Source organism: Cytobacillus sp. T106 (assembly GCF_040492155.1).
Lineage (GTDB): Bacteria > Bacillota > Bacilli > Bacillales > Cytobacillaceae > Bacillus_AB > Bacillus_AB infantis.
Genome location: NZ_JBEUMK010000026.1, coordinates 12,917 through 33,321, shown reverse-complemented (window position 1 = coordinate 33,321; position 20,405 = coordinate 12,917). Strand labels below are relative to the sequence as shown.

21 protein-coding genes and 1 riboswitch are annotated in these 20,405 nt (G+C 48.2%); of the genes, 20 read left to right on the top strand and 1 reads right to left on the bottom strand.

From position 1 onward, the window contains the following. Window positions 1-36 precede the first annotated feature (36 nt). The 11 genes from ABU165_RS24455 (at window position 37) to ABU165_RS24405 (ending at window position 11,618) form a co-directional block, all read left to right on the top strand. Window positions 37-1,173 (top strand): sensor histidine kinase, encoded by a 1,137-nt coding sequence (locus ABU165_RS24455; RefSeq protein ID WP_009793583.1) that lies wholly within the window; start codon window positions 37-39, stop codon window positions 1,171-1,173. Further along, window positions 1,170-1,766 (top strand): response regulator transcription factor, encoded by a 597-nt coding sequence (locus ABU165_RS24450; protein WP_009793584.1) that lies wholly within the window; start codon window positions 1,170-1,172, stop codon window positions 1,764-1,766. The genes ABU165_RS24455 and ABU165_RS24450 overlap by 4 nt, the downstream gene beginning before the upstream one ends. Window positions 1,767-2,138: 372 nt before the next feature. After that, complete coding sequence (locus ABU165_RS24445) at window positions 2,139-2,693, top strand: sigma-70 family RNA polymerase sigma factor (protein ID WP_022543918.1); 555 nt, start codon at window positions 2,139-2,141, stop codon at window positions 2,691-2,693. Beyond that, window positions 2,677-3,780 carry a hypothetical protein gene (locus ABU165_RS24440; RefSeq protein WP_318061049.1) on the top strand — a complete coding sequence of 368 codons (1,104 nt, stop codon included), beginning with the start codon at window positions 2,677-2,679 and terminating at the stop codon, window positions 3,778-3,780. Before ABU165_RS24445 ends, ABU165_RS24440 begins: the two co-directional genes overlap by 17 nt. Before the next feature lie 15 nt (window positions 3,781-3,795). Then, complete coding sequence (locus ABU165_RS24435) at window positions 3,796-5,883, top strand: peptidoglycan D,D-transpeptidase FtsI family protein (RefSeq protein ID WP_009793588.1); 2,088 nt, start codon at window positions 3,796-3,798, stop codon at window positions 5,881-5,883. Between the two features lie 98 nt (window positions 5,884-5,981). Beyond that, window positions 5,982-6,482, top strand: coding sequence for a GNAT family N-acetyltransferase (locus tag ABU165_RS24430; protein ID WP_022543916.1), 501 nt, complete (start codon window positions 5,982-5,984; stop codon window positions 6,480-6,482). Window positions 6,483-6,649: 167 nt separating this feature from the next. After that, on the top strand, window positions 6,650-7,576 hold the full coding sequence (locus tag ABU165_RS24425) for a hypothetical protein (protein ID WP_009793590.1): 927 nt from the start codon (window positions 6,650-6,652) through the stop codon (window positions 7,574-7,576). Window positions 7,577-7,612: 36 nt separating this feature from the next. Further along, entirely contained in the window at window positions 7,613-8,272 is a 660-nt protein-coding gene (locus ABU165_RS24420) for a DUF4129 domain-containing protein (protein ID WP_318061050.1), read from the top strand. Further along, window positions 8,253-9,380, top strand: a complete 1,128-nt coding sequence (locus ABU165_RS24415) for a DUF4350 domain-containing protein (RefSeq protein WP_009793592.1) — start codon at window positions 8,253-8,255, stop codon at window positions 9,378-9,380. Before ABU165_RS24420 ends, ABU165_RS24415 begins: the two co-directional genes overlap by 20 nt. After that, the gene (locus tag ABU165_RS24410) at window positions 9,377-10,306 is read left to right on the top strand and encodes an AAA family ATPase (protein WP_009793593.1); all 930 of its coding nucleotides are present in this window, start codon (window positions 9,377-9,379) and stop codon (window positions 10,304-10,306) included. The genes ABU165_RS24415 and ABU165_RS24410 overlap by 4 nt, the downstream gene beginning before the upstream one ends. A gap of 34 nt (window positions 10,307-10,340) precedes the next feature. After that, entirely contained in the window at window positions 10,341-11,618 is a 1,278-nt protein-coding gene (locus ABU165_RS24405) for a DUF58 domain-containing protein (RefSeq protein ID WP_396349998.1), read from the top strand. 110 nt (window positions 11,619-11,728) lie between these two features. On the opposite strand, the gene ABU165_RS24400 is transcribed toward ABU165_RS24405, so the two are convergent. After that, on the bottom strand, window positions 11,729-12,709 hold the full coding sequence (locus ABU165_RS24400) for a stage II sporulation protein M (RefSeq protein WP_148949400.1): 981 nt from the start codon (window positions 12,707-12,709) through the stop codon (window positions 11,729-11,731). Window positions 12,710-12,805: 96 nt separating this feature from the next. On the opposite strand from ABU165_RS24400, the gene ABU165_RS24395 reads away from it, so the two are divergent. The 9 genes from ABU165_RS24395 (at window position 12,806) to cobA (ending at window position 20,401) form a co-directional block, all read left to right on the top strand. Continuing rightward, entirely contained in the window at window positions 12,806-13,618 is an 813-nt protein-coding gene (locus ABU165_RS24395; RefSeq protein ID WP_022543914.1) for an RDD family protein, read from the top strand. Between the two features lie 120 nt (window positions 13,619-13,738). Next, window positions 13,739-13,842, top strand: a riboswitch (SAM riboswitch). Between the two features lie 119 nt (window positions 13,843-13,961). Continuing rightward, complete coding sequence (locus tag ABU165_RS24390; protein ID WP_009793599.1) at window positions 13,962-14,093, top strand: YezD family protein; 132 nt, start codon at window positions 13,962-13,964, stop codon at window positions 14,091-14,093. A gap of 107 nt (window positions 14,094-14,200) precedes the next feature. Next, window positions 14,201-14,911, top strand: a complete 711-nt coding sequence (locus ABU165_RS24385) for a phosphoadenylyl-sulfate reductase (protein ID WP_318061052.1) — start codon at window positions 14,201-14,203, stop codon at window positions 14,909-14,911. Window positions 14,912-14,926: 15 nt separating this feature from the next. After that, the gene (locus ABU165_RS24380; RefSeq protein WP_094767546.1) at window positions 14,927-16,006 is read left to right on the top strand and encodes a sulfate permease; all 1,080 of its coding nucleotides are present in this window, start codon (window positions 14,927-14,929) and stop codon (window positions 16,004-16,006) included. A 5-nt stretch (window positions 16,007-16,011) separates the two neighbouring features. Beyond that, window positions 16,012-17,157 (top strand): sulfate adenylyltransferase, encoded by a 1,146-nt coding sequence (gene sat, locus ABU165_RS24375; protein WP_318061059.1) that lies wholly within the window; start codon window positions 16,012-16,014, stop codon window positions 17,155-17,157. A 13-nt stretch (window positions 17,158-17,170) separates the two neighbouring features. After that, a complete protein-coding gene (gene cysC / locus ABU165_RS24370; protein WP_094767545.1) occupies window positions 17,171-17,773 on the top strand; it encodes an adenylyl-sulfate kinase in 603 nt (200 codons plus the stop codon). Window positions 17,774-17,785: 12 nt separating this feature from the next. Further along, window positions 17,786-19,417, top strand: coding sequence for a nitrite/sulfite reductase (locus ABU165_RS24365; protein ID WP_129612761.1), 1,632 nt, complete (start codon window positions 17,786-17,788; stop codon window positions 19,415-19,417). Then, on the top strand, window positions 19,401-19,619 hold the full coding sequence (locus ABU165_RS24360) for a DUF3906 family protein (RefSeq protein WP_009793605.1): 219 nt from the start codon (window positions 19,401-19,403) through the stop codon (window positions 19,617-19,619). The genes ABU165_RS24365 and ABU165_RS24360 overlap by 17 nt, the downstream gene beginning before the upstream one ends. A gap of 2 nt (window positions 19,620-19,621) precedes the next feature. Next, window positions 19,622-20,401, top strand: a complete 780-nt coding sequence (gene cobA, locus ABU165_RS24355) for a uroporphyrinogen-III C-methyltransferase (RefSeq protein WP_009793606.1) — start codon at window positions 19,622-19,624, stop codon at window positions 20,399-20,401. Window positions 20,402-20,405 lie beyond the last annotated feature (4 nt).

Below are 20,405 nucleotides of genomic sequence, written 5' to 3'. Positions count from 1 at the left end.
GTAAAATAAGGATACAAAAGATATTGGAGATGTATAATGAAGAAAAAATTGCTTGTCTTTAACAGCAGCACCGGGATTTCCCCTTATATATGGGCGATTCTAACGATACTGCCTTTCTATTTCATCTTTCAGTCTTCATCAACAGCGGAAATCGTTGCCGGCATCATTTTAACTGTCATCTTTTATTTATTCTTCCGGCTGGCCTTCCTTTCGAGGGGATGGACTGTTTATATCTGGGCCATCGTGCTGATCGGGATCTCAACAGCGATGACAACACTTTTCGGTTATGTGTATTTTTCATTTTTCATTGCTTATTTCATCGGCAATATCACAGGGAAGGCCGCTTTCGCCATTCTTTATATCCTTCACCTGACAGCAGCTTCTGCGGCAATCAACTATCAGTTTGTCCTGCAGGATCCATTATTCGTGAAGCAGATCCCATTTATAATCATCAGCTGGCTCAGCGTCATCCTCCTGCCATTCAGCATCAAAAACCGGAATATGCGGGGCAAGCTGGAGTCGCAGCTGGAAGATGCCAATAAACGGATTTCAGAGCTGGTTAAGATGGAAGAGAGGCAGCGGATAGCCAGGGACCTGCATGATACGCTCGGCCAGAAGCTTTCACTGATCGGGCTTAAGAGCGATCTGGCGGGGAAATTAGTCTATAAAGATCCAGAGCAGGCCCGTTCCGAGCTGAAAGATGTGCAGCAGACAGCCAGGACCGCCCTGAATGAGGTCAGGAAGATGGTCTCGCAGATGAGGGGGATCCGGCTGAAGGAGGAGGTAGTCCTGATTGAACAAATACTCGGGGCTGCAGGGATTTCGTTTGTGCTTAAACAGGAGCGGCAGCTTGTCAATGTTTCACTGTTTGTGGAAAACATCCTCAGCATGTGCCTGAAGGAGGCAGTGAATAATGTGGTGAAGCACTCCAATGCTACCGAGGTTATCGTGGAAATCAGGCAGGCCGATGACGAAACTGCAGTCACAGTCAGTGACAATGGCGTTGGCATTGATCCTGACCGGGACATTGGCAAAGGAAGCGGACTGCTCGGTATCAGGGAGCGTGCTGAATTTGTCAATGGCACTATGGAGGTGTACCAGGACGGGGGAACTACACTGATTGTCCGGGTGCCGAATGTTGTGAAGATCAGACAAAAGGAGGAGCTGCAATGATTCGTATTGTCATAGCAGAAGATCAGCGTATGATGCTTGGTGCACTTGGTTCGCTGCTGAGCCTTGAAGATGATATGGAAGTTGTCGGCAAGGCAGGAAATGGCGAGGAAGCCGTCGCCCTTGTCCATCAGCACCAGCCGGATATCTGCATCATGGATATTGAGATGCCGCTGAAAACGGGACTTGAGGCAGCGGAAGAACTGAAAGGCATCTGCAAGGTCATTATCCTGACTACCTTTGCCAGAACAGGCTATTTTCAATCGGCGATCAAAGCCGGCGTGAGCGGCTACCTGCTCAAAGACAGCCCGAGCGAAGAGCTGGCAGGCAGCATCCGCAGTGTCATGGCTGGCCGCCGCATTTACGCCCCGGAGCTGATGGATGATATGTATGCCGAAGAAAATCCGCTGACCGAAAGAGAAAAAGCAGTACTGGAACTGGTCGCGGACGGAAAGAACACAAATGAAATTGCAGCAGAGCTGTCCATTAAAAGCGGGACTGTCCGCAATTATGTGTCTGCCATTCTGGAAAAGCTTGAAGTACAAAACCGGATAGAAGCGATTACACGGTCCCGTGAAAAGGGATGGTTCAAATAATGAGAAGAGCTGGATGGATTCCAGCTCTTTTTAAGTTTTGAAAAAATTGTAAGCTGGAAAAATTATTGCCGATTCCGGGTAGAAAGAAAGGAGTTTTAGGTAGAATCCTTCAAAGTGCTGGCAAAACTCCTCCATATTCAGGCAGAAAAACTGCAAATATATGCAGAATCATCCTGAATCAGCTGAAGTATATATTCCCACACTGCTAAACTCAGACTGTATATCCTCAATCCAGACAGAGCTTCCCTATTTTTTAAGATTTCTGAGCGTCCTCCTATATTCCCCAGAAAAAATTCCCTATTTTTTGACCCTTTTTACAGTTGTGTTGCGTCTATATTACAAACGGCTTTTTTGGCAGCAAGGAGGGAGCCTTTGAACCCTGACATCGATAGAGATTGGCTGAAGCTTACAAAAGACCAAGCCATAGAATTTGCCATGGACTTGTATGGCGAGAAATTGAAGCGATTTATTTATACATATACGAAAAGCTGGCCGCAGACTGAGGATGTTCTTCAGGATGTATTCCTGAGCGTTTATATGAATCTGGAAAATTTTAAGGGTGAATCGTCCTTTAAGACGTGGATTTTCCGAATTGCCGCAAATAAATGCAAAGATCATCTGCGAAGCTGGCATTACCTCCATCTCCAGTTTACTGACAAACTATTCTGGTTTGACAAAAGGGAGAGATCGGCTGAGGATGAACTGATTGAAAAAGATGGGCAGGACCGCCTGATGGAAAATATCTTAAAATTGCCGGTCAAATACAGGGAGAGCATCCTCCTTTACTATGTAAAGGAATTTTCAATGCTGGAAATTGCGGAGATCCTGAATCTTCATATTGAAACGGTTAAAACAAGGATCAGGAGGGGCCGGGATAAGTTGAAAGTCTTTTATTCTGAAGAAGAAGGGAATGAATTCAGTGGATGACAGGCTGAGAGATTTGAAGCAGCATTTTGATCCCTATATCTCTAAGGACCCGGTTTTTACAGAGAAAGATAAAAGGCTGGTCAGGCAAAAGATTGCCACAGCAAAGAGAAAAAAAGAGGCACCTTATCCAGCTCTTTTCCCCAAAGCTGCCGCATGGCTCACTGCATGTGTATTCTTTCTGTCTATAGGCGGATTTGCAGGCTATCAGCTGGGACTCCTGCAGACAGAAGGACAGAGTTCAACGCCGCAGGACGCTGTTATAGAAGAGGTCCCCATCGACGCCGGACGGAATATATTTGACCCTGATGAAGCTGAGGCGGGCGATTCTGTAGCGGCAATGATTTTATCGGACCTTAAAAGTGAAGGCAGGCACGGGGCTTTCCAGACAGTATATGCAGAATTCAAGGGAGAGAAGCTTTTAAGCGGCACAGTCCAAAGTTTCGGCAGCTCCTCCGGTTTTCTTGAAGGCCAATTCTATTTTAAGCCTGATGCAGGTACTGACGCTCTCCTGCCGCGTTTTAAGGGAGATACCAGGGAAAGCTGGATTACTTTTGAAAATCAGGAAGAATTCTCAGATAAAATTAAAATGGCCGCGGAAGAAGGCGGGAGAATTCAAGTCGTCATAGACGCCTATACCATCCGCTTTGCCCCTTCGGATTCAAACAATACTGCGAGGATCAAATCAATCGTAAAGAATACACCTGTGATCTCCATAAAACAGGAAGGGGAAACGGTCGTTCCTATGGAAAAAGGTAAAGGTAAGGCTTTCATTTCAATGGACAGTACACAGAAGTTCACTGGCGGAATTTCGCTTGAAAGTCTCACTCCCGGCCGCCGGTATACGGTTACACTGAAGTCCTCCGCAAACGCTGGCGTTGTGTTCGGACCGGCTGAAAATATTGATATAGCGGAAGGTTCGATTGAGGACGATATTTATTTCATACCAGATGATGACGGCAGGCTCGAGGTGTCGATGGAAAATCCTGTCCGCATTATTGAAGGCGGGGGCGAATACTTTTTGATTGTACAGGCAGAGGGCGAGATGGCTGATATGTCTGTCTCAAGGCTATTTGAGTTCAAAAAATAAAAGGGGGCCTTAAAAGTGGAAGTGGAAAAAGAGAAAAAAAAGATAAAAAACAAACTGCCATTCCGGCTCAATCTGCTTTTCTTCTTTGTTTTCGTATGCTTCAGCCTTCTGATCGTCCGGCTTGGCGTCGTCCAGATCGTTAAAGGGGAGGATTTCGTTAACGAGCTGAACAGGACCGAGAATCATGTCATCAAAGAATCTGTCCCAAGGGGAAAAATCTTTGACAGGGATGGGCGGCTAATTGTCGGCAATGTCGGGCAGAATGCCATTTCCTATATAAAAGATCAAAATACGAAGCAAGAGGACATCAAAAATGTTGCGGAAGAGCTTGCCAAATATATTGAAATGAGCACAGAAAAACTGACGGAAAGGGATCTGAAGGATTTTTGGATCCTGACACATGAAGAAGAGGCAAAGGCGCTGCTGAAAAAGAAAGAGCTGGAAAATGAGAAGCTGACAGACAAAGACCTTTATAAGCTTCAGCTCAAAAGAATTTCTCCGGAAAATCATCTGGCTAAAATGACGCCTCAGGATAAAAAGGTAGCCGCCATCTTCAGGGAAATGGCAAAAGGCTATGCGCTCACACCGCAGATCGTCAAAAATGAAAATGTAACCAGTAAAGAAGCCGCCCTTGTGAGTGAGCATCTTCAGGATATGCCGGGTGTCGATGTTTTCACGGACTGGAAGCGGGAATATCCAAACGGCGATACATTCCGCTCGATACTTGGGAATATCAGTTCAAGCGAAGAAGGCCTTCCTCAGGACCGGCTGGAATATTTCACTTCACGCGGCTATAGTCTGAATGACCGGGTCGGTAAAAGCCAGATCGAATATCAATATGAAGATGTGCTTGCTGGAGAAAAAACGAAAACAGAATACAAAGTGGATAAAAGCGGGAAAGTGAAAGAAGCAGTAGAGATATCAACAGGAAAAAGCGGCAAGGATTTGATCCTGACCATTGATCTTGAGCTGCAGGAGAAGGTGGAGGAAGTCATCGAGCGTGAGCTGAAAGCTGCTAAAGCAAGCGGCGGAGGCAGATTCCTCGACAGTGCCTTCGTTGTCATGACCAATCCTAGGACAGGCGAAGTCCTGGCTATATCAGGCAAGAAGCTTAAATACGAAAACGGCGGCTATAAGGTGGATGACTATGCACTGGGCGCTTTCACTTCATCGTATGAAGTCGGGTCAGCCGTCAAGGGGGCGACTGTCCTTGCCGGCTATGAAATGGGCGTACTTCAGCTCGGCACCAGATTCAAAGATGAGCCCCTTAATTTGTATCAGACACCAGTGAAAAAATCATACAGCCTTGCGCTGGGATCACCTAATGATATTGAAGCACTGAAGAAATCATCGAACGTTTATATGTTTAAAACGGCAATCAGGGCGCTCGGCAAGGAATATACCCCAGGAATGAAGCTGCCGTACGATCCAGGAGCGTTTGAGGAGTTCCGCTATTATTTCAATCAGTTCGGCCTTGGAGTCAAGACAGGGATCGACCTTCCGAACGAATCCAGCGGACTTCCAGGCACCGATTACAGGCCCGGGCTTCTGCTCGACTTATCAATCGGACAATATGATACTTATACAGCTCTTCAGCTGGCACAATATATATCGACGATAGCCAATGACGGGAACCGCATGAAGCTGCAGCTTGTCAGGGAAATCAGGGAACCATCACCTGCAAAAGAGCTTGGCCCTGTCTATAAGGGCTTCGAGCCTGTCACGCTTAACCGCATCGACATGAGCGAGAGGGAAATCCAGCAGGTTCAGGCCGGCTTCAAGAAGGTTTTCCAGGAACAGGGCGGGACTGCAGCAAGCTATTTTAGCGGAAGCCCTTACCGGGAATATGACCTGGCAGGAAAGACCGGCACAGCGCAATCATTTTATTATAGTATGGAAGAGAAAAAGCTGTACAAAGATACTCCAACCTATAATCTCACACTGGCGGGCTATTCGCCTTCACGTGATCCGGAAGTTGCTTTCTCGATCGTTGTGCCTTATGTGTCTTCTGATAAAAACTCTATCAATAAAAAAATCGGCCAGGGCATCATGAAGGCCTATTATGACCTGAAAAAAGGAAAAATAGCTGAGGACAGCGAATAAAATGGAAAAGGCGAAGGAAAGGGGCCATGTATGGGCCCCTTTTTCCATGGCTGAACAATCAAATGAATCTGGAAAAGAAAATAAAGGAGGATTTAAAAATGAAAGTCAGAGAGCTTAAGAGCTTGGGTGAAAAAGAACTGAAACAGCTGTCCGTGCTGCTGGCTGATGCAGTCAACAGCGGAGCGTCGATTGGATTTCTGCCTCCGATGGATGAAGCAGCCGCCCTTTCCTACTGGAAGGAACTCCAGCTGAAAGAGACTGCCCTATTGATAGCAGAAGAAGAAGGAATGATAGCAGGGTCTGTCCAGCTACAATTTTGCACAAAGGAAAATGGCACCCACCGTGCTGAAATAGGCAAGCTGATGACCCATACAAACTTCCGCCGCAAAGGAATTGGCCGCAGGCTGATGGAAGCTGCAGAGAAAAGGGCAATGGATGACGGAGTTTCGCTGATTGTACTCGATACGAGGGAAGGAGATCCTTCCAACCTTCTTTACCGTTCCCTGGGTTATACAGAATCAGGCATGATTCCCTGCTATGCCCGCTCGGAAGACGGCAGCCTCCATACAACCGTCTTTTATTACAAACTTCTATCATAGTATCCTGCTATATTGGGAAACTGCCAGGTTTTACGGTTTTACTCCCCGCTGCTGGAAGAAAAATGTTAGAATATCCAATAGATTGACAAATTTTTCATCCAGGAGAGGCATCACCGCAATCCGGATATTTATCTGGGGTCCTCTCCATTCATTTAGGAGGCTGAAATATGAATTCACAATTAAACAAGCCAAAAGGCATCGGCCAGATCCTTGATCTTACCTTCAGCCTGGCCAGGAATAAATTTGGTTCCTTTACAGCCATCTTTCTCATTCTGGTAGGGCCGGTCTATCTTCTCCAGGCACTGTTCAGCCTGGCAGCGGGACAGAGTTTTTTCAGGGACATAAATGCCGGGGGAAGCTGGTTTGAACAGATTGCCGCAAGCTTTGAAACTGATACCGCAGGTACAGATATTTACGCACCGGGTTCGCTTTTTGCCGATCTGGGCCTGGTTTTTGCCGGCCTGCTGTCAGCTTTGATGATCCCTTTGGCAGGGGCGGCGGTCCTTATAGCGGTAGATCAGGTGAGAAAAGGAATGGAATTCACCCCGGGAATGGTGATCAAGAAGGCTTTCAGGCGGTTTTGGCCGATTCTGGGAACAAGCATCCTTTTTAGCATCATCACATTCGCCATCATCATTCTGCCAATTGTATTTATATCCATCACGGGTATATTCGGGTCAATGGTCCATCCTGTGATAGGCATTATTTTTGCCGGGCTGTTTTTACTCGCTTTTGCCGTTGGAGTAGGCTACCTTCTGACAAGGTGGAGCTTTTATTTTGGATATACCGTTCTGGAAAAAAAAGCACCGGGTTTCTCCGAAAGCTGGACATTGACCCAGGGGCGCTCCTGGCATATGCTCCTTATTTATGCCCTGCTGTTTTTGATCATCGGAATCGTATCTTTTGCGATCGAGATGACGGCCGGCCTTCTCCTTGGAGGCAGTGTACTGTTTGATATCATCTTGAATCTGGCAACCCTTGTCACAACATGTTTGTATTATATCGGATTTTCTGTGATGTATTTCGACCTGAAAGGAAGGCAGGGCGGCGATGATCTTAACAGCATGATAGAGGACTACAGCAGGGTGCAGTAGGATGAAGGCTGAGAATACCGGCAAGAGGTGGAGACAATGAAGGATGCTGAACAAGCAAGAAAAGAACTGTCTGAGATATTCGAAGACAGGGAATATACTGTCTATCAGAATCAAGGGGAGAGCTTTCTTGAGAAGCTGAGGGAAAAATTCTTCACGTGGCTTGAAGAGCTGTTCCCGCAGATAGAGTTTTCCAGCGGCTCTTCAGGCGCCTTTCCGTTCATCATGATTCTGGCGGGAGTCCTATTCATTGGAATAGTCGTGTTTGCGGCAGCAAGGGCTGCCAAAAGGCAAAAGATCCTGCAGGAGCAACAGCCTCTTGACAGGGCCGCTGAAATCAGCTGGTCCTATAAGAAGCATCTTGAAGAAGCCGGAAAGCATGAGGAATCCGGGGACTTGACAAAAGGAGCACGCCATATTTTCCTGGCCCTTCTGCTCTGGTTCAATGAATACGGGTGGCTGAATGCGAAAATATGGAAAACGAACTGGGATTATTATGAGGAGCTTAAAAGAACCGACACTAAAACGGCTGAGGTTTTCTACTCACTTTCAGCACTTTTCGACAGGGCTGCCTATGGGGGTCAAAGCATAAAAGCCAGTGAGTTTCAGCAATTCAAGAGAGAAGCATTGAGACTTATGGATTATAGTGCAAACCTGCAGGAAGGGAGGGATCCGGAAGTTGCGGAATCAGCTGATTAAGAAGGCTTTTTACTGGATAGTTCCGCTGCTGCTGTTTATTATGGCCAGCTTTTTCCTGGCCGGCGATGCCCCAGCCAGCTATCCTCCCTATCTTGCCAAATCCCCTTCGCCGACAGGCATTAAGGGACTGTATACATATTTGGAGCAAAACCGCTCCAGCATCAGAAAATGGAGCAGGGAGCCCGGTCTGCTCCCGAACTCTGAAGAACCCATCCTCCTGGTCATGGCAGAGCCCAGCTTTGTCCCTGACCGGGAGGAGATGGCAGCTTATACGGAATTTTTGGAGAATGGCCATACAATTCTGCTATTCAAGGAAAATCCGGCACCGATGTTCGGGATAAAAACAGAGCAATTGGCAGCTGAAGGGGATAACGCCGTGAAGGTTGCTGATAAAGACGGGAAGGTGCACAGTGCAGCCATACACTCTGCATTCCGGATCACAGAAGAACGTGGAGATGAAATTCTGCTTTCAGATGAACTGGGTGCGGTAGCGGTCAAAAGGCCCGTCGGCAAAGGCAGCCTGATTGCCGTCAATTCCCCTTCCTGGCTCACTAATGGAATGGTCCTGGATGAAAACCATTTAGAGCTCATCCTGGCATTATTGGACGAATCAGCCTCACAGGATATATTCATAGATGAATTTTTGCATGGGCAGGAATCTTCTTCCGGGGCCGGGGCTTATCCGCAATGGTTCCTCGTGATTCTTGTACAGGGAGCCCTGCTTGCTATATTATGGGCCTTCTATAAAGGCAAAAGGTTTGGCCCTGTCGACTGGCCGAGGGAGGAAACGGTCCGTTTTACAGATGAAAAGATTTCAGCCTTGTCTGCATGGCATTTAAGGGGAAGGCGCTACCAGGATTCGCTTAGAATCCAGTCGGAATATACAAAAGAGCTGCTCCAGGAAAAATGGGGCATCCCGTTCAGCCGCGACTGGGAAGAAGCCGGGGTTTCCATCCTGGCAAAAGCATCTTCTTTGACTCAAGAAGAGGTAGAGTCACTCACTAAGGGGATATCTTCTGTATTGAAAGAAGAGAATTTGCATAAAAAAGATTATTTGCTCTGGTCTGCAAAACTGGATCATTTAAGGAAAGAGGTGGAGAACAGATGAAACAAGATACATCTTCACTGCTCCAGCAGTATGAAGAACGAATAAAAGGACAGGGGCTGAACCTGAGGCTGCTGCTTGCCGCAATCCTCTCAGGGGGCCATGTATTGATAGAAGGGGTGCCTGGCACCGGAAAGACCCAGATGGTCAAGACACTGGCCGGGCTTCTCGGCGGTGAGTTCAGCCGGATCCAGTTCACACCCGACCTCCTCCCGAGCGATATAACCGGAAGTATGATTTATAACATGAAGGAAAGCTCCTTCCAAACCCTGAAAGGGCCGGTTTTTACAAATGTCCTGCTCGCTGATGAAATCAACAGGACACCTGCGAAAACACAGGCTGCGCTTTTGGAAGCAATGGAAGAGAAGCAGGTGACGATTCAGGGGGAAACTTATCAGCTCCCGGAAGCATTTTTTGTTGCGGCAACCCAGAACCCGATAGAATTTGAAGGGACGTATCCTTTGCCTGAGGCCCAGCAGGACCGCTTCCTTTTCAAACTGATCATTGGTTTTCCTGAATTTGATGAGGAAAAGCTTGTGCTTCAGTCTGTGCTGGAAGGACGGATGGAAGCCGGGTCGATCATGCAGGCACTTTCACTCGAGGACTTTCTGTCCATACGGAAAAATATCGAGAGGGTGGCTTTAAGCCAGGATATTCTGGATTATGTCATAAGGATTGTCAGAAAGACGAGGGAAGCAGAGTCCATCCGGTTCGGCGCCAGTACAAGGGCGGCCATTTCCATCGGAAAAGCAGGTAGGGCATGGGCTTATCTTGCTGGCCGCGATTATGTTACCCCTGATGACATCAAGATGGTTTCCAAGCCTGCTTTAAGGCATAGGATCCAATTATCCCCAAATGCAGAATTGGAGGGAAGGACTGTTGACCAGACAATCGATGAGCTTGTGGGATCGGTTCCTGTTCCGAGATAGAGGCATACTTCCCGGAAAGCGGCTCCTCATCGGCATGTTTATTCTTTCACTGGCCCTGGCTGCTGCGGCAGCAATCTGGGGAGTGCCGTGGAAACTGGCAGCAGGACTCAATATCGGCTTTCTGCTGCTTTCCTTTGCCGACCTGGCTTTTTTGCCTAAGAGTTCTCAGATCAAGCTGAAACGGAGAGTCCCGGAAGAGATGGAAAGAGGGCTTCCTGCCGATGTTGGCATTGAAATAGAAAACCATTCCCAGCTGCCTTTAACGTTGCGGATCATTGATGATCTCTCCGACTCCTTTGCCAGGCCATTTCCGCTTAAAAGAAAGCTCGCAGGAAACACGAGGGGGACAGTCCAATATGAAACCGCAGCCAGTATAAGGGGGCATTATACGCTGAACAGGATCTATATCCGCTGCAGCAGCTTCCTTGGCCTATGGGAAAAGCAGATGGTGAAAGAAGCCGAAAGCCAGGTCAAAGTGATTCCTGATTTGACCGAAACCCGGCGCTATCTTGAGAATGCTCAGTCCTATTTGCTTTATGAAGGAGAAAAAATCCGGAGGCAGCAGAGCGGAGCCGGGGAATTTTCAAAAATACGGGCATACGCGCCAGGAGATGATCCCCGTAAAATCAATTGGAGGCAGACAGCCAAGCTTCAGGAGGTCATGGCCAATGTCCATGAGCCGGAGCACGGAAAATATGTCACCATTATGATTGACTGCGGCAGGATCATGGGGGCGGAACTGGAAACGGGCAACAGGCTTGAAAAGGCGCTGGAAGCGGCAATGACTACCGCAGCCGCGGCGCTCAAAAACGGTGATTATGTTTCCGTCCTTGCTTTTTCAAAAGACATTCAATCGTATGTACCGCCTTCAAAAGGGATGCAGCACTTAAACTTCATCCTGAAAGCTTTGTATTCGATACAGGCGGATGCTGCAGAATCCAATTATAGCGGTGCCTTTCAATATTTGCAGTCTGTCCAGAACAAAAGGAGCTTATTGCTTCTCTTTTCTGATGTAAGGACTTTCACCCTGGAGGAAGGTGCGCTTGTTTATCTAAAAAGGATCCGGCAGCGGCACCTGTTCTTTATGCTCGGAATCGAAGACAATATCCTGTCAGCCCGGGCCAAAGATCGGCCGGACAATATAAAAAGCGCCATGCTAAAAAGCATGGCGCAGCAGCAGATCCTTATTGCAAAGCGGGAAAAGCTGAGATGGGAAAAACAAGGCCTGCAAATGGCGGAAGCGCCTGAAGGAAGTCTCGCAGCAGCTGCTGTGTCCCATTATATCAATGTGTTGAATCGGGGGCTTCTTTAATTTCCGCCATTTACATGGAGAGATTTTGTTTATCTCACCGGCACTCAGTGAGCTGTCGGGAGCGCGAAACTGTTTTTTAGAGCATCCATAGCATATACCCCTGCAAATATTTATGGAGCTTGCAGGGGATGAACCAGGCGTTTTCGCTTTTGATCCAGGAGCCAGCCTGACCAGGCATAAAACAGCAGTCCAAGGACCGTCAGGAAGGCAGCCATATACTTCATTTCCAGCGGGAGCGGGGAAGGGGTGATAAACCCCTCGATCAATCCGGCGATGATGAAGAGCGGAATAGTTCCCAGTAGCAGCTGAACCGACCTTTTTGCCTTGGTTTTCAGCTGATAGCCCCGGGAGTATTTGCCCGGGACCAGAAGCTTATATCCCATAAGCAGGCCGGCTCCGCCCGCGATGAATATCGCGGTAAGCTCTATCATCCCATGGGGGACAATATAGGCCCAGAATTCATAAGATTTTCCGTGAGACCAAAACAGGCCGGCAATGGCGCCTACAATGATGCCATTATAAATCATAAGATAAACGGTCAAAATCCCAAAGGTGATACCGCCGGCAAATGCGAGGATTGCGACACGGATATTATTGGTCATGATGCTTGCTGACATGACCGCAGAATCGACCGCACCTTCATTCTCGCCGAGCCTCTGGGGATCAATTGCCCCGGACATCTCGGCCGGGAGAATCGAATGGATTGAAAGCGGATCATGGATCACAGCAAAGAAACTCCCCAAACCGCCCAATGTGAAAAGGAGCATGCTGGCAACGACAAATTTCCATTGCTCGAACAATAGCCGCACAAACTTGATCTGGAAGAAATCTTTCAGCTGGGCCATACTGGAGGATTGGCTTTTATATAAAAGATTATGCGCCTTTGCGACAAGATCATTTAAATAAAAAGTCACTTCTTCGTCTGGAAAGAAAGTCCGGGAGAATGAAAGATTCTGTGCTGCTTTCTGATACAGCCTGTCAAACCGGGCCAAATCAGTTCCTGCGGCTTTTCGTCTTTTCATCCTGGCGAGCAGCTCCTCGAGCTCCTGCCAGTTTTCCCGATGCTGCTTGATGAACTGTTTACTATTCAATCTAATCACCTGCCTGTAACCATAAAAGTTGTATCTCCATTATAAATCATAGGGAGAGTGAGATACAGGCAAAACTTCCAGGAAATGGGGTGCATCATGCAAACAGAAACAATTCTTATCAAAACACCTGAATTTGTATCGCTTCAATTCCAGCCTGCCGGACTTGGCAGCAGGGCCGGGGCCCTCATCATCGATCAGCTGATCCTTATGGTATTCAATCTGGCGAGCATTCTTTTATTTGCTTTTTATGCTTCCAGTGCCGCAGCATTCTTTCTTGATGATACTTTTCTTTCATGGCCGTTCGCCATTATGCTAATTTGCCTTTTTCTGGTCAACTGGGGATATTTTTTTGTATTGGAATATTTTTGGGCAGGAAGGACACTGGGGAAAAAGATCATGGGAATAAGGGTCATTCAGGATAACGGCCAGAGCATCACATTGCTCTCAAGCTTTATCCGAAATCTCCTCCGCATCATAGACTCCCTGCCGGTGTACTATCTGCTTGGCATTCTGATGGTATTTTTTCATTCCAGGCATAAACGGGTCGGCGATCTGGCTGCCGGGACAGTGGTCGTGCATGAACGGAAAAAGAAGAAGCCGGGTAAAATGACCGGGATTGAAAAAGAAATCCAGGAAAGAGGCCTGAAAAAGGAAGATATATATATGGACGAGTGGACTGTCAGGAAGATTGGCGCCGAGGAGTGGAAGCTTTTAAAGACCTATAGTGAGAGGCTGCTCCAGCTCCCTATAGGCAAAAGAGAAGAGCTCACAAAAAAACTTTCTTATTCACTCCTGCCAAAGCTCGATATCGATCCGGAACGAAAGTCATTCAGGCAGCTGGAAGACATCCTGCTGGTTCTTTATTTAATCGGGAAAGAGGAGTGGGAATTTGAGAATCAGATAAAATGAGCATATTTTCCTAATTAAAAAAATTATTAGAAAACTTTTCGTTAACTCGTTGACAAATCATATGGGTATGGTAGGATTAATTTCAATAAAATAAATCAGAGCAAACGCTCCTGATTATATCACTTATCTAGAGTGGCTGAGGGACTGGCCCATCGAAGCCCGGCAACCTGCTAAAAGCAAGGTGCCAATTCCAGCAAAATGTCCAGCATTTTGGGAGATAAGGTGCAAGTATGCGAAATGCGCCTTTTCCTGTTGGAAAAGGCGTTTTCTTTTTCCTCCTTGTCCCCATCCCAGCCATTCAAAAAGGAGGCGAGCCGATCTGAAGCATGCTGATTGGGAGGAAGTGGCCGCACATCTGCAAAGGATGCTGCAGTCTGTAAAGTTTGGAAGCATCACACTTGTGGTGCAGGATGGCAAGGTCATTCAAATTGAGAAGAATGAAAAGGTTCGCCTTCAATCTAATAAAGCGCGCTGACTAGACAAACTAGAGGCGGTCTTTTTCCCAAAAGCGGGAGGAAGGCTGCCTTTTTTCTTGTTAAAAATCAGTCAAAAAACAGAAGGCACCATGAAAGGAGCACTGAAATGAGCACCACCGTAACATACACCAGCTGGGAACCGCCATCATTCCCTGAAAACGATGGATTCAAAGGAGCACAAAAAGTGCTGGAATGGGCCTATAGCCATTACAGCGCGCAAGATATCAGCTACGCCTCAAGCTTCGGGGCTGAGGCGATTGTACTGATTGATCTTATCACAGGGATAAAGCCTGATGCCCATATTATTTTCCTGGATACCGGGCTCCATTTTCCGGAAACCTATGAGGTCATTGAAAGGGTGCAGGAGCGTTTTCCGGAGCTGAATATTGAAAGGAAGCTTCCTTCCCTTTCTTTGGATGACCAGCGGGAAGCCTATGGACCGGCACTGTGGAAAAGAGAGCCGGACCGCTGCTGCAGCATCCGGAAGATCATTCCGCTCCAGGAAGCCATGAAAGACAAAATCGCCTGGATTTCCGGGCTGAGGAGGGATCAGTCTGCATCCAGGGCTGGGGCGCAATTTTTAAACAAGGACAGCAAATTTCAAAATGTAAAAATCTGCCCTCTTATTCACTGGACTTGGGAGGAAGTTTGGGAGCATATCCGTAAAAAAGATCTCCCATATAATAACCTCCATGACAATGGGTATCCAAGCATTGGATGCTTTCCCTGTACAAGGGCTGCAGGAGTTGGCGGGGACAGCAGGGCAGGCAGGTGGGCTGGGACCGGCAAGACGGAATGCGGCCTGCATTCCGGGTGAAAGGGGGGCATGACCATGCTTGCAGCAATAGCAATGACCATTGGACTATTCTTTGCCATGAATATAGGAGCAAGCGGGGCAGCTGCCTCGATGGGGATTGCATACGGATCAGGATCCATCAAAAGCCGAAAGACTGCTCTCCTGCTGTGCGGAGCCGCCGTATTCCTTGGCGCCTGGCTCGGAGGGGGTGAGGTTGTCAAAACGATGGGAAGCGGGATTGTGCCGAAAAGCACTTTCACCGTGAGCATAGCCCTGATTGTCCTTGCCTCTGCAGCACTGTCGCTTTTCCTGGCCAATATTTTCGGAATTCCGCTGTCGACCAGTGAGGTGACAGTCGGATCAGTTGTAGGGGCAGGGATTGCTTATCAATCTTTATTTGCTTCCAAGCTCTTGTGGATCATTTCTTTTTGGCTGATTACGCCGCTGGCCGCTTTTATCATTGCTGTCATTGCAGCGAAGCTGATCAGGATACTCCGCTCAACCAAGAAGACCAAAAAGCCGGGCACCATCCGCTTCCTTGGCTTCCTGGTCACACTCATGGGATTGTTTGAAGCCTTTTCGGCCGGCATGAATAATGTTGCCAATGCGGTTGGCCCCCTTGTTGGTGCTGACATCCTCCCGCCAGGGGCAGGGATTTTCTGGGGCGGTATATTCGTCGCCGCAGGCGCTGTTTTTCTCGGCAGTAAAGTGCTGGAGACAAACGGAAAGAAAATCACTGATATCAGGCTCGAAGAAGGATGCATCATTTCTGGTACCGGGGCAGGCATTGTCACTGCTGCATCCTTATTCGGGATTCCCGTCCCCTTGACCCAGATCACGACAAGCTCCATCATCGGAATCGGCTTTGCCGGCCAGGGGCGCTCTGTTTTCCAGAAAGAAATTGTCATCAGGCTCCTCGGTGTATGGCTTGTGTCGCCAGTACTGTCGATGGTACTGAGCTATACCTTGATCCAAATCATCATTAAGCATGACTTTTACCCGATTGTTGCCATGGCTGGAGTCCTTATTTCTGTATTCGGTGTCCGTTTCCTGATGGGAAGGCAGAATACGGCCCTGCCGGAAAATGAAACTTATAAACTAGCAAGGAAAGGCTGATGAAAATGTCACTACCTATGCCTCATGGAGGCAAACTCATAGAAGCATTCAATCCGGATTATCCGATCCAGAACACGAATCAGGAGATAGAGATAGACTCAGTTGCATTAAGTGACCTGGAGCTGATCGCCTGTGGACTTTTCAGCCCGCTGACAGGTTTTCTGGGAAAGGAGGACTACGAATCTGTGGTTGAAAGTATGCGCCTTGCAGATGGTACAGTATGGCCGATACCGGTCACGCTGCCGATCATTCCGGATATAGCAGCTGACCTTCATAAAGGTGATATCTGCAGGCTGAATCATAAGGGAGAAACCTACGGGATCCTTGAACTTTCCGAGCTTTACCAGCCAGATCTGGAAAAAGAGGCACTTTCAGTCTACCGGACCTCTGACCGGGCACATCCAGGAGTTAATAAGCTTTTTGAAAGAGGCCGCACCTATGCTGCAGGAAAAATTACACTGATTAAGCGTCCTGATAAAGGAGATTTCACAGATATCTGGCTGACACCGAAGGAGACGCGGTCCTTATTTGCTGAAAAAGGCTGGAACACGGTTGTCGGCTTCCAGACGCGGAACCCGGTGCACCGGGCCCATGAATATATCCAGAAAGCTGCCCTTGAAACAGTCGATGGCCTTTTCCTTAACCCGCTCGTCGGGGATACGAAGGAGGATGATATACCGGCAGATGTCCGCCTGAAAAGCTACCGGGTGCTGCTGGAGCATTATTATCCTGAAACCCGTGTCCAGCTCGCAGTCTATCCAGCAGCCATGAGGTACGCGGGGCCGAGGGAAGCTATTTTTCACAGCATCGCCAGAAAGAACTTCGGATGCACCCATTTCATCGTAGGGCGCGATCATGCCGGAGTAGGCAATTATTACGGAACCTATGATGCCCAGCATATATTCAGGGAGTTTACCGAAGAAGAGCTGGGGATCAAGCCTTTATTTTTCGAGCACAGCTTCTATTGCAATGTGTGTGAAGGCATGGCTTCCGACAAGACCTGCCCGCATACAGCGGATGACCGGGTAATCCTTTCAGGCACAAAGGTCAGGGAAATGCTCCGTGCCGGAGAAATCCCGCCATCCTCTTTCAGCAGGAAAGAAGTAATTGAGGTGCTGATTCAGGGCTTGCGGGAAAAAGAAACGGTTTAAGGAGGAAGAATGCATGGCACATTCACTGAATCTTACATGGCATGAAGCAGCAGTAACAAAAGAAGAGAGGAGGGCGCAAAACGGGCATGCCAGCTGTGTGCTCTGGCTGACAGGGCTGTCCGGATCAGGTAAATCGACCATAGCCAATATCGTCAGCCACCGGCTTTTCAAGGATGGCATTGATGAATATGTCCTGGATGGCGATAATATCCGCCATGGACTGAACCGCGACCTCGGATTCTCAGAAGAAGACAGGAATGAAAATATCCGCCGGATCGGTGAAGTGGCTAAGCTGTTTACTGACAGCGGCCAGATTGTCTGTACAGCATTCATCTCGCCTTACCGGAAGGACAGGGAACTGGTGCGAAGCCTTTTTCCGGAAAAAGGGGAGTTCATTGAAGTATTCATTGACTGCCCTTTGGAAGAATGTGAAAAGCGGGATCCCAAGCAGCTGTACCAAAAAGCACGGCGCGGGGAGATTAAAGGATTCACGGGGATCGATGCTCCTTACGAAGAGCCGGAAGACCCGGAAATCATCATTCGGACTGACCAGCTTTCTCCAGAAGAGGCAGCTGAAAAGATATTAATCTACTTAAAAGAGCAGGGAATCATTTAAGGAGGGGCAAGAATGGCATATGTAAAGCATTGGGCTGATAATGAAAAGCTGAACAAAACGGAGAAAGCAAAGCTGGAAAAAGACGGACTCGAAATTCTTAATGATATTCCCTATTATGCAGCAAACGGCTTTGAATCCATTCCAAAGGATCAGTGGGACCTGTTCAAATGGGCAGGCTTGTACCTGCAGCGCCCGAAGGAGGACGGCTATTTCATGATGAGGGTGAACGTCCCCTCCGGCATCCTGACGAAGCCGCAGGTAGATGCTTTGGCCGGAATTGCCCGGGACTACGGGCGCGGCGTCTTTGATATAACAACAAGGCAGGCCATCCAATTCCATTGGCTTGAAATCAGCCAGATCCCTGATATTTTCAACAGGCTGGAGGCTGTAGGCCTTTCGAGTGCAGGGGCATGCGGTGACATCACAAGGACAATCGTCGGCAATCCGATTGCCGGGCTTGATCCGCATGAATTGTTTGATACCACTGAGATTGTTAATGAAGTATATACCTATTTTCAGAAAAATGAAGATTTCTCCAATCTGCCCAGAAAATATAAAATGTCAATTTCAGCTAATCTGCATAATGCTTCTAATGCGGAAATCAACTGTGTATCCTTCACCCCGGCGGTCAAGGTGATTGATGGCGATGAGAGAAAAGGGTTCCACCTGAAGGTTGGCGGCGGACTTTCTTCCCGGCCTTATCTGGCAGAAACGCTGGACGTATTTATTGAGCCTGAACGCACACTGGAAACAGCCATTGCCGTAACAACAATATTCAGGGACTACGGCTACCGGGAAAAAAGGCATCTGGCCAGACTGAAATTCCTTATGGCTGACTGGGGTCCGGAGAAATTCAAGGAAAAGCTGCTGGAGTACACAGGGCCTCTTCCTGAAAAAGGAACAGAGCCTGCAGGAGGCTGGAATGCCGGCTATTTTTACGGTATCCATGACCAGAAACAGCCCGGCCTGAAGTTCCTTGGGTTCAATGTACCGGTGGGGCGTTTGTCGGCTGATGAAGTATTCGAGCTTTCCCGCATTTCTGCCCATTATGGGAATGGAGAAATCAGGACGTGCAATTCGCAGAACCTGATCATTCCCAATATACCTGAGGAAAACGTTGAAGCACTGCTCCAGGAGCCGATTTTCAGCCGCATCACCATCAATCCCAATTCCTTTATCGGCCACGCGGTTTCCTGCACCGGGATTGAATATTGCAATCTGGCACTTGTAGAAACTAAAGAAAGGATGCGCGTGATAGCTGAAGAGCTGGATAACCGGATCACCCTGGATGTGCCGGTCAGAATCCATATGGTTGGCTGCCCGAACTCCTGCGGCCAAAGGCAGATTGCCGATATCGGCCTGCAGGGAATGAAGGTGCGGAATGAGAACAAGGAAATGGTGGAGGCTTACGAAATCTATGTAGGAGGAACGCTTAATGCCGGCGGCAAATTCAACGAAAAGCTGAAAGGGAAAGTAGAAGCGGAAAAGCTGGCCGATGTGCTTGAGGAATTGCTGCACTTTTTCAAGAATGAAAAGTCAGCAGGGGAATCCTTCTTCGATTTTGTCGGCAGGGCCGGTCTGGAGCTTTTCCAGCAGCAGCTTGATATTATTTTGGGAAGAGAAGCCCATGGCCTACCTTTATAGATTCAGTGTACAGCTGGAAGAAAAAGAGATATCCGCTGTCATCCTCGCTGAAAATGACGAGGCGGCCTTCCGCCAATTGGATGTTGAGCTCGAGAAATTTTATTTAAAAGAACCGGGCGTACAGGAAGTGGCCCTCCGCGAAAAAAAGCGGGCTGCAAAAACGGCAGGCTATATTTTTGATGAAGATGAGAAAGGGTGGTAGTGATGCCAGGAAAAGTATATTTGGTCGGAGCAGGACCGGGGGATGCCGAGCTGATAACGGTAAAAGGGCTGCGCTGTATCCGGCAGGCAGATGTTATTTTATACGACCGGCTCGTTAATCCTGAGCTGCTGGAGTACGCAAAAGAAGGCGCCCAGCTGATTTACTGCGGCAAGCTGCCTCATTATCATACAATGAAACAGGAAACAATCAGCCGGTTCCTTGTTAAATTCGCCAAAAAAGGCCAGAATGTTGTGAGATTAAAAGGCGGAGATCCCTTCGTGTTCGGCCGCGGAGGGGAAGAGGCCGAGGAATGCGCCATTAATGATATCCCTTTTGAAGTAGTTCCAGGCATAACAGCCGGCATCGGAGCTGCTGCCTACGCAGGAATTCCTGTCACCCACCGAACCCTCAGCAAAAGCTTCGCCTTTGTGACCGGACACCAGGCTGGTGACAGGGAAGCAGAGCATCAATGGGCCCATCTTGCAAGGGCGGTTGATACAATTTGTGTCTATATGGGGGTTTCCCATCTACCTAATATTGTCGACAAGCTCCTTGAAAACGGCAAGGAAAAGGAAACGCCGATAGCACTTGTGCACTGGGGCACGCTTTCTGGCCAGCAGACTGTCGCAGGGACGCTTGAGACAATCTTGCCTCTGGTTGAACGGGCCGGCATAAGCAATCCAAGCATGATTGTTATCGGGGAAGTCGTAAAGCTGCACAAAAAACTCCATTGGTTTGAGGAAGAAATTGCGCCCAGGCTGCCGGTCATCCAGGGAATATAGGAGG

Coding starts and splice junctions, on each gene's coding strand:
- ABU165_RS24455 (WP_009793583.1), top strand. CDS start 37: ATGAAGAAAAAATTGCTTGTCTTTAACAGCAGCACCGGGATTTCCCCT.
- ABU165_RS24450 (WP_009793584.1), top strand. CDS start 1,170: ATGATTCGTATTGTCATAGCAGAAGATCAGCGTATGATGCTTGGTGCA.
- ABU165_RS24440 (WP_318061049.1), top strand. CDS start 2,677: ATGAATTCAGTGGATGACAGGCTGAGAGATTTGAAGCAGCATTTTGAT.
- ABU165_RS24430 (WP_022543916.1), top strand. CDS start 5,982: ATGAAAGTCAGAGAGCTTAAGAGCTTGGGTGAAAAAGAACTGAAACAG.
- ABU165_RS24425 (WP_009793590.1), top strand. CDS start 6,650: ATGAATTCACAATTAAACAAGCCAAAAGGCATCGGCCAGATCCTTGAT.
- ABU165_RS24420 (WP_318061050.1), top strand. CDS start 7,613: ATGAAGGATGCTGAACAAGCAAGAAAAGAACTGTCTGAGATATTCGAA.
- ABU165_RS24410 (WP_009793593.1), top strand. CDS start 9,377: ATGAAACAAGATACATCTTCACTGCTCCAGCAGTATGAAGAACGAATA.
- ABU165_RS24405 (WP_396349998.1), top strand. CDS start 10,341: ATGTTTATTCTTTCACTGGCCCTGGCTGCTGCGGCAGCAATCTGGGGA.
- ABU165_RS24395 (WP_022543914.1), top strand. CDS start 12,806: ATGCAAACAGAAACAATTCTTATCAAAACACCTGAATTTGTATCGCTT.
- ABU165_RS24385 (WP_318061052.1), top strand. CDS start 14,201: ATGAGCACCACCGTAACATACACCAGCTGGGAACCGCCATCATTCCCT.
- ABU165_RS24380 (WP_094767546.1), top strand. CDS start 14,927: ATGCTTGCAGCAATAGCAATGACCATTGGACTATTCTTTGCCATGAAT.
- sat (WP_318061059.1), top strand. CDS start 16,012: ATGTCACTACCTATGCCTCATGGAGGCAAACTCATAGAAGCATTCAAT.
- cysC (WP_094767545.1), top strand. CDS start 17,171: ATGGCACATTCACTGAATCTTACATGGCATGAAGCAGCAGTAACAAAA.
- ABU165_RS24365 (WP_129612761.1), top strand. CDS start 17,786: ATGGCATATGTAAAGCATTGGGCTGATAATGAAAAGCTGAACAAAACG.
- ABU165_RS24360 (WP_009793605.1), top strand. CDS start 19,401: ATGGCCTACCTTTATAGATTCAGTGTACAGCTGGAAGAAAAAGAGATA.
- cobA (WP_009793606.1), top strand. CDS start 19,622: ATGCCAGGAAAAGTATATTTGGTCGGAGCAGGACCGGGGGATGCCGAG.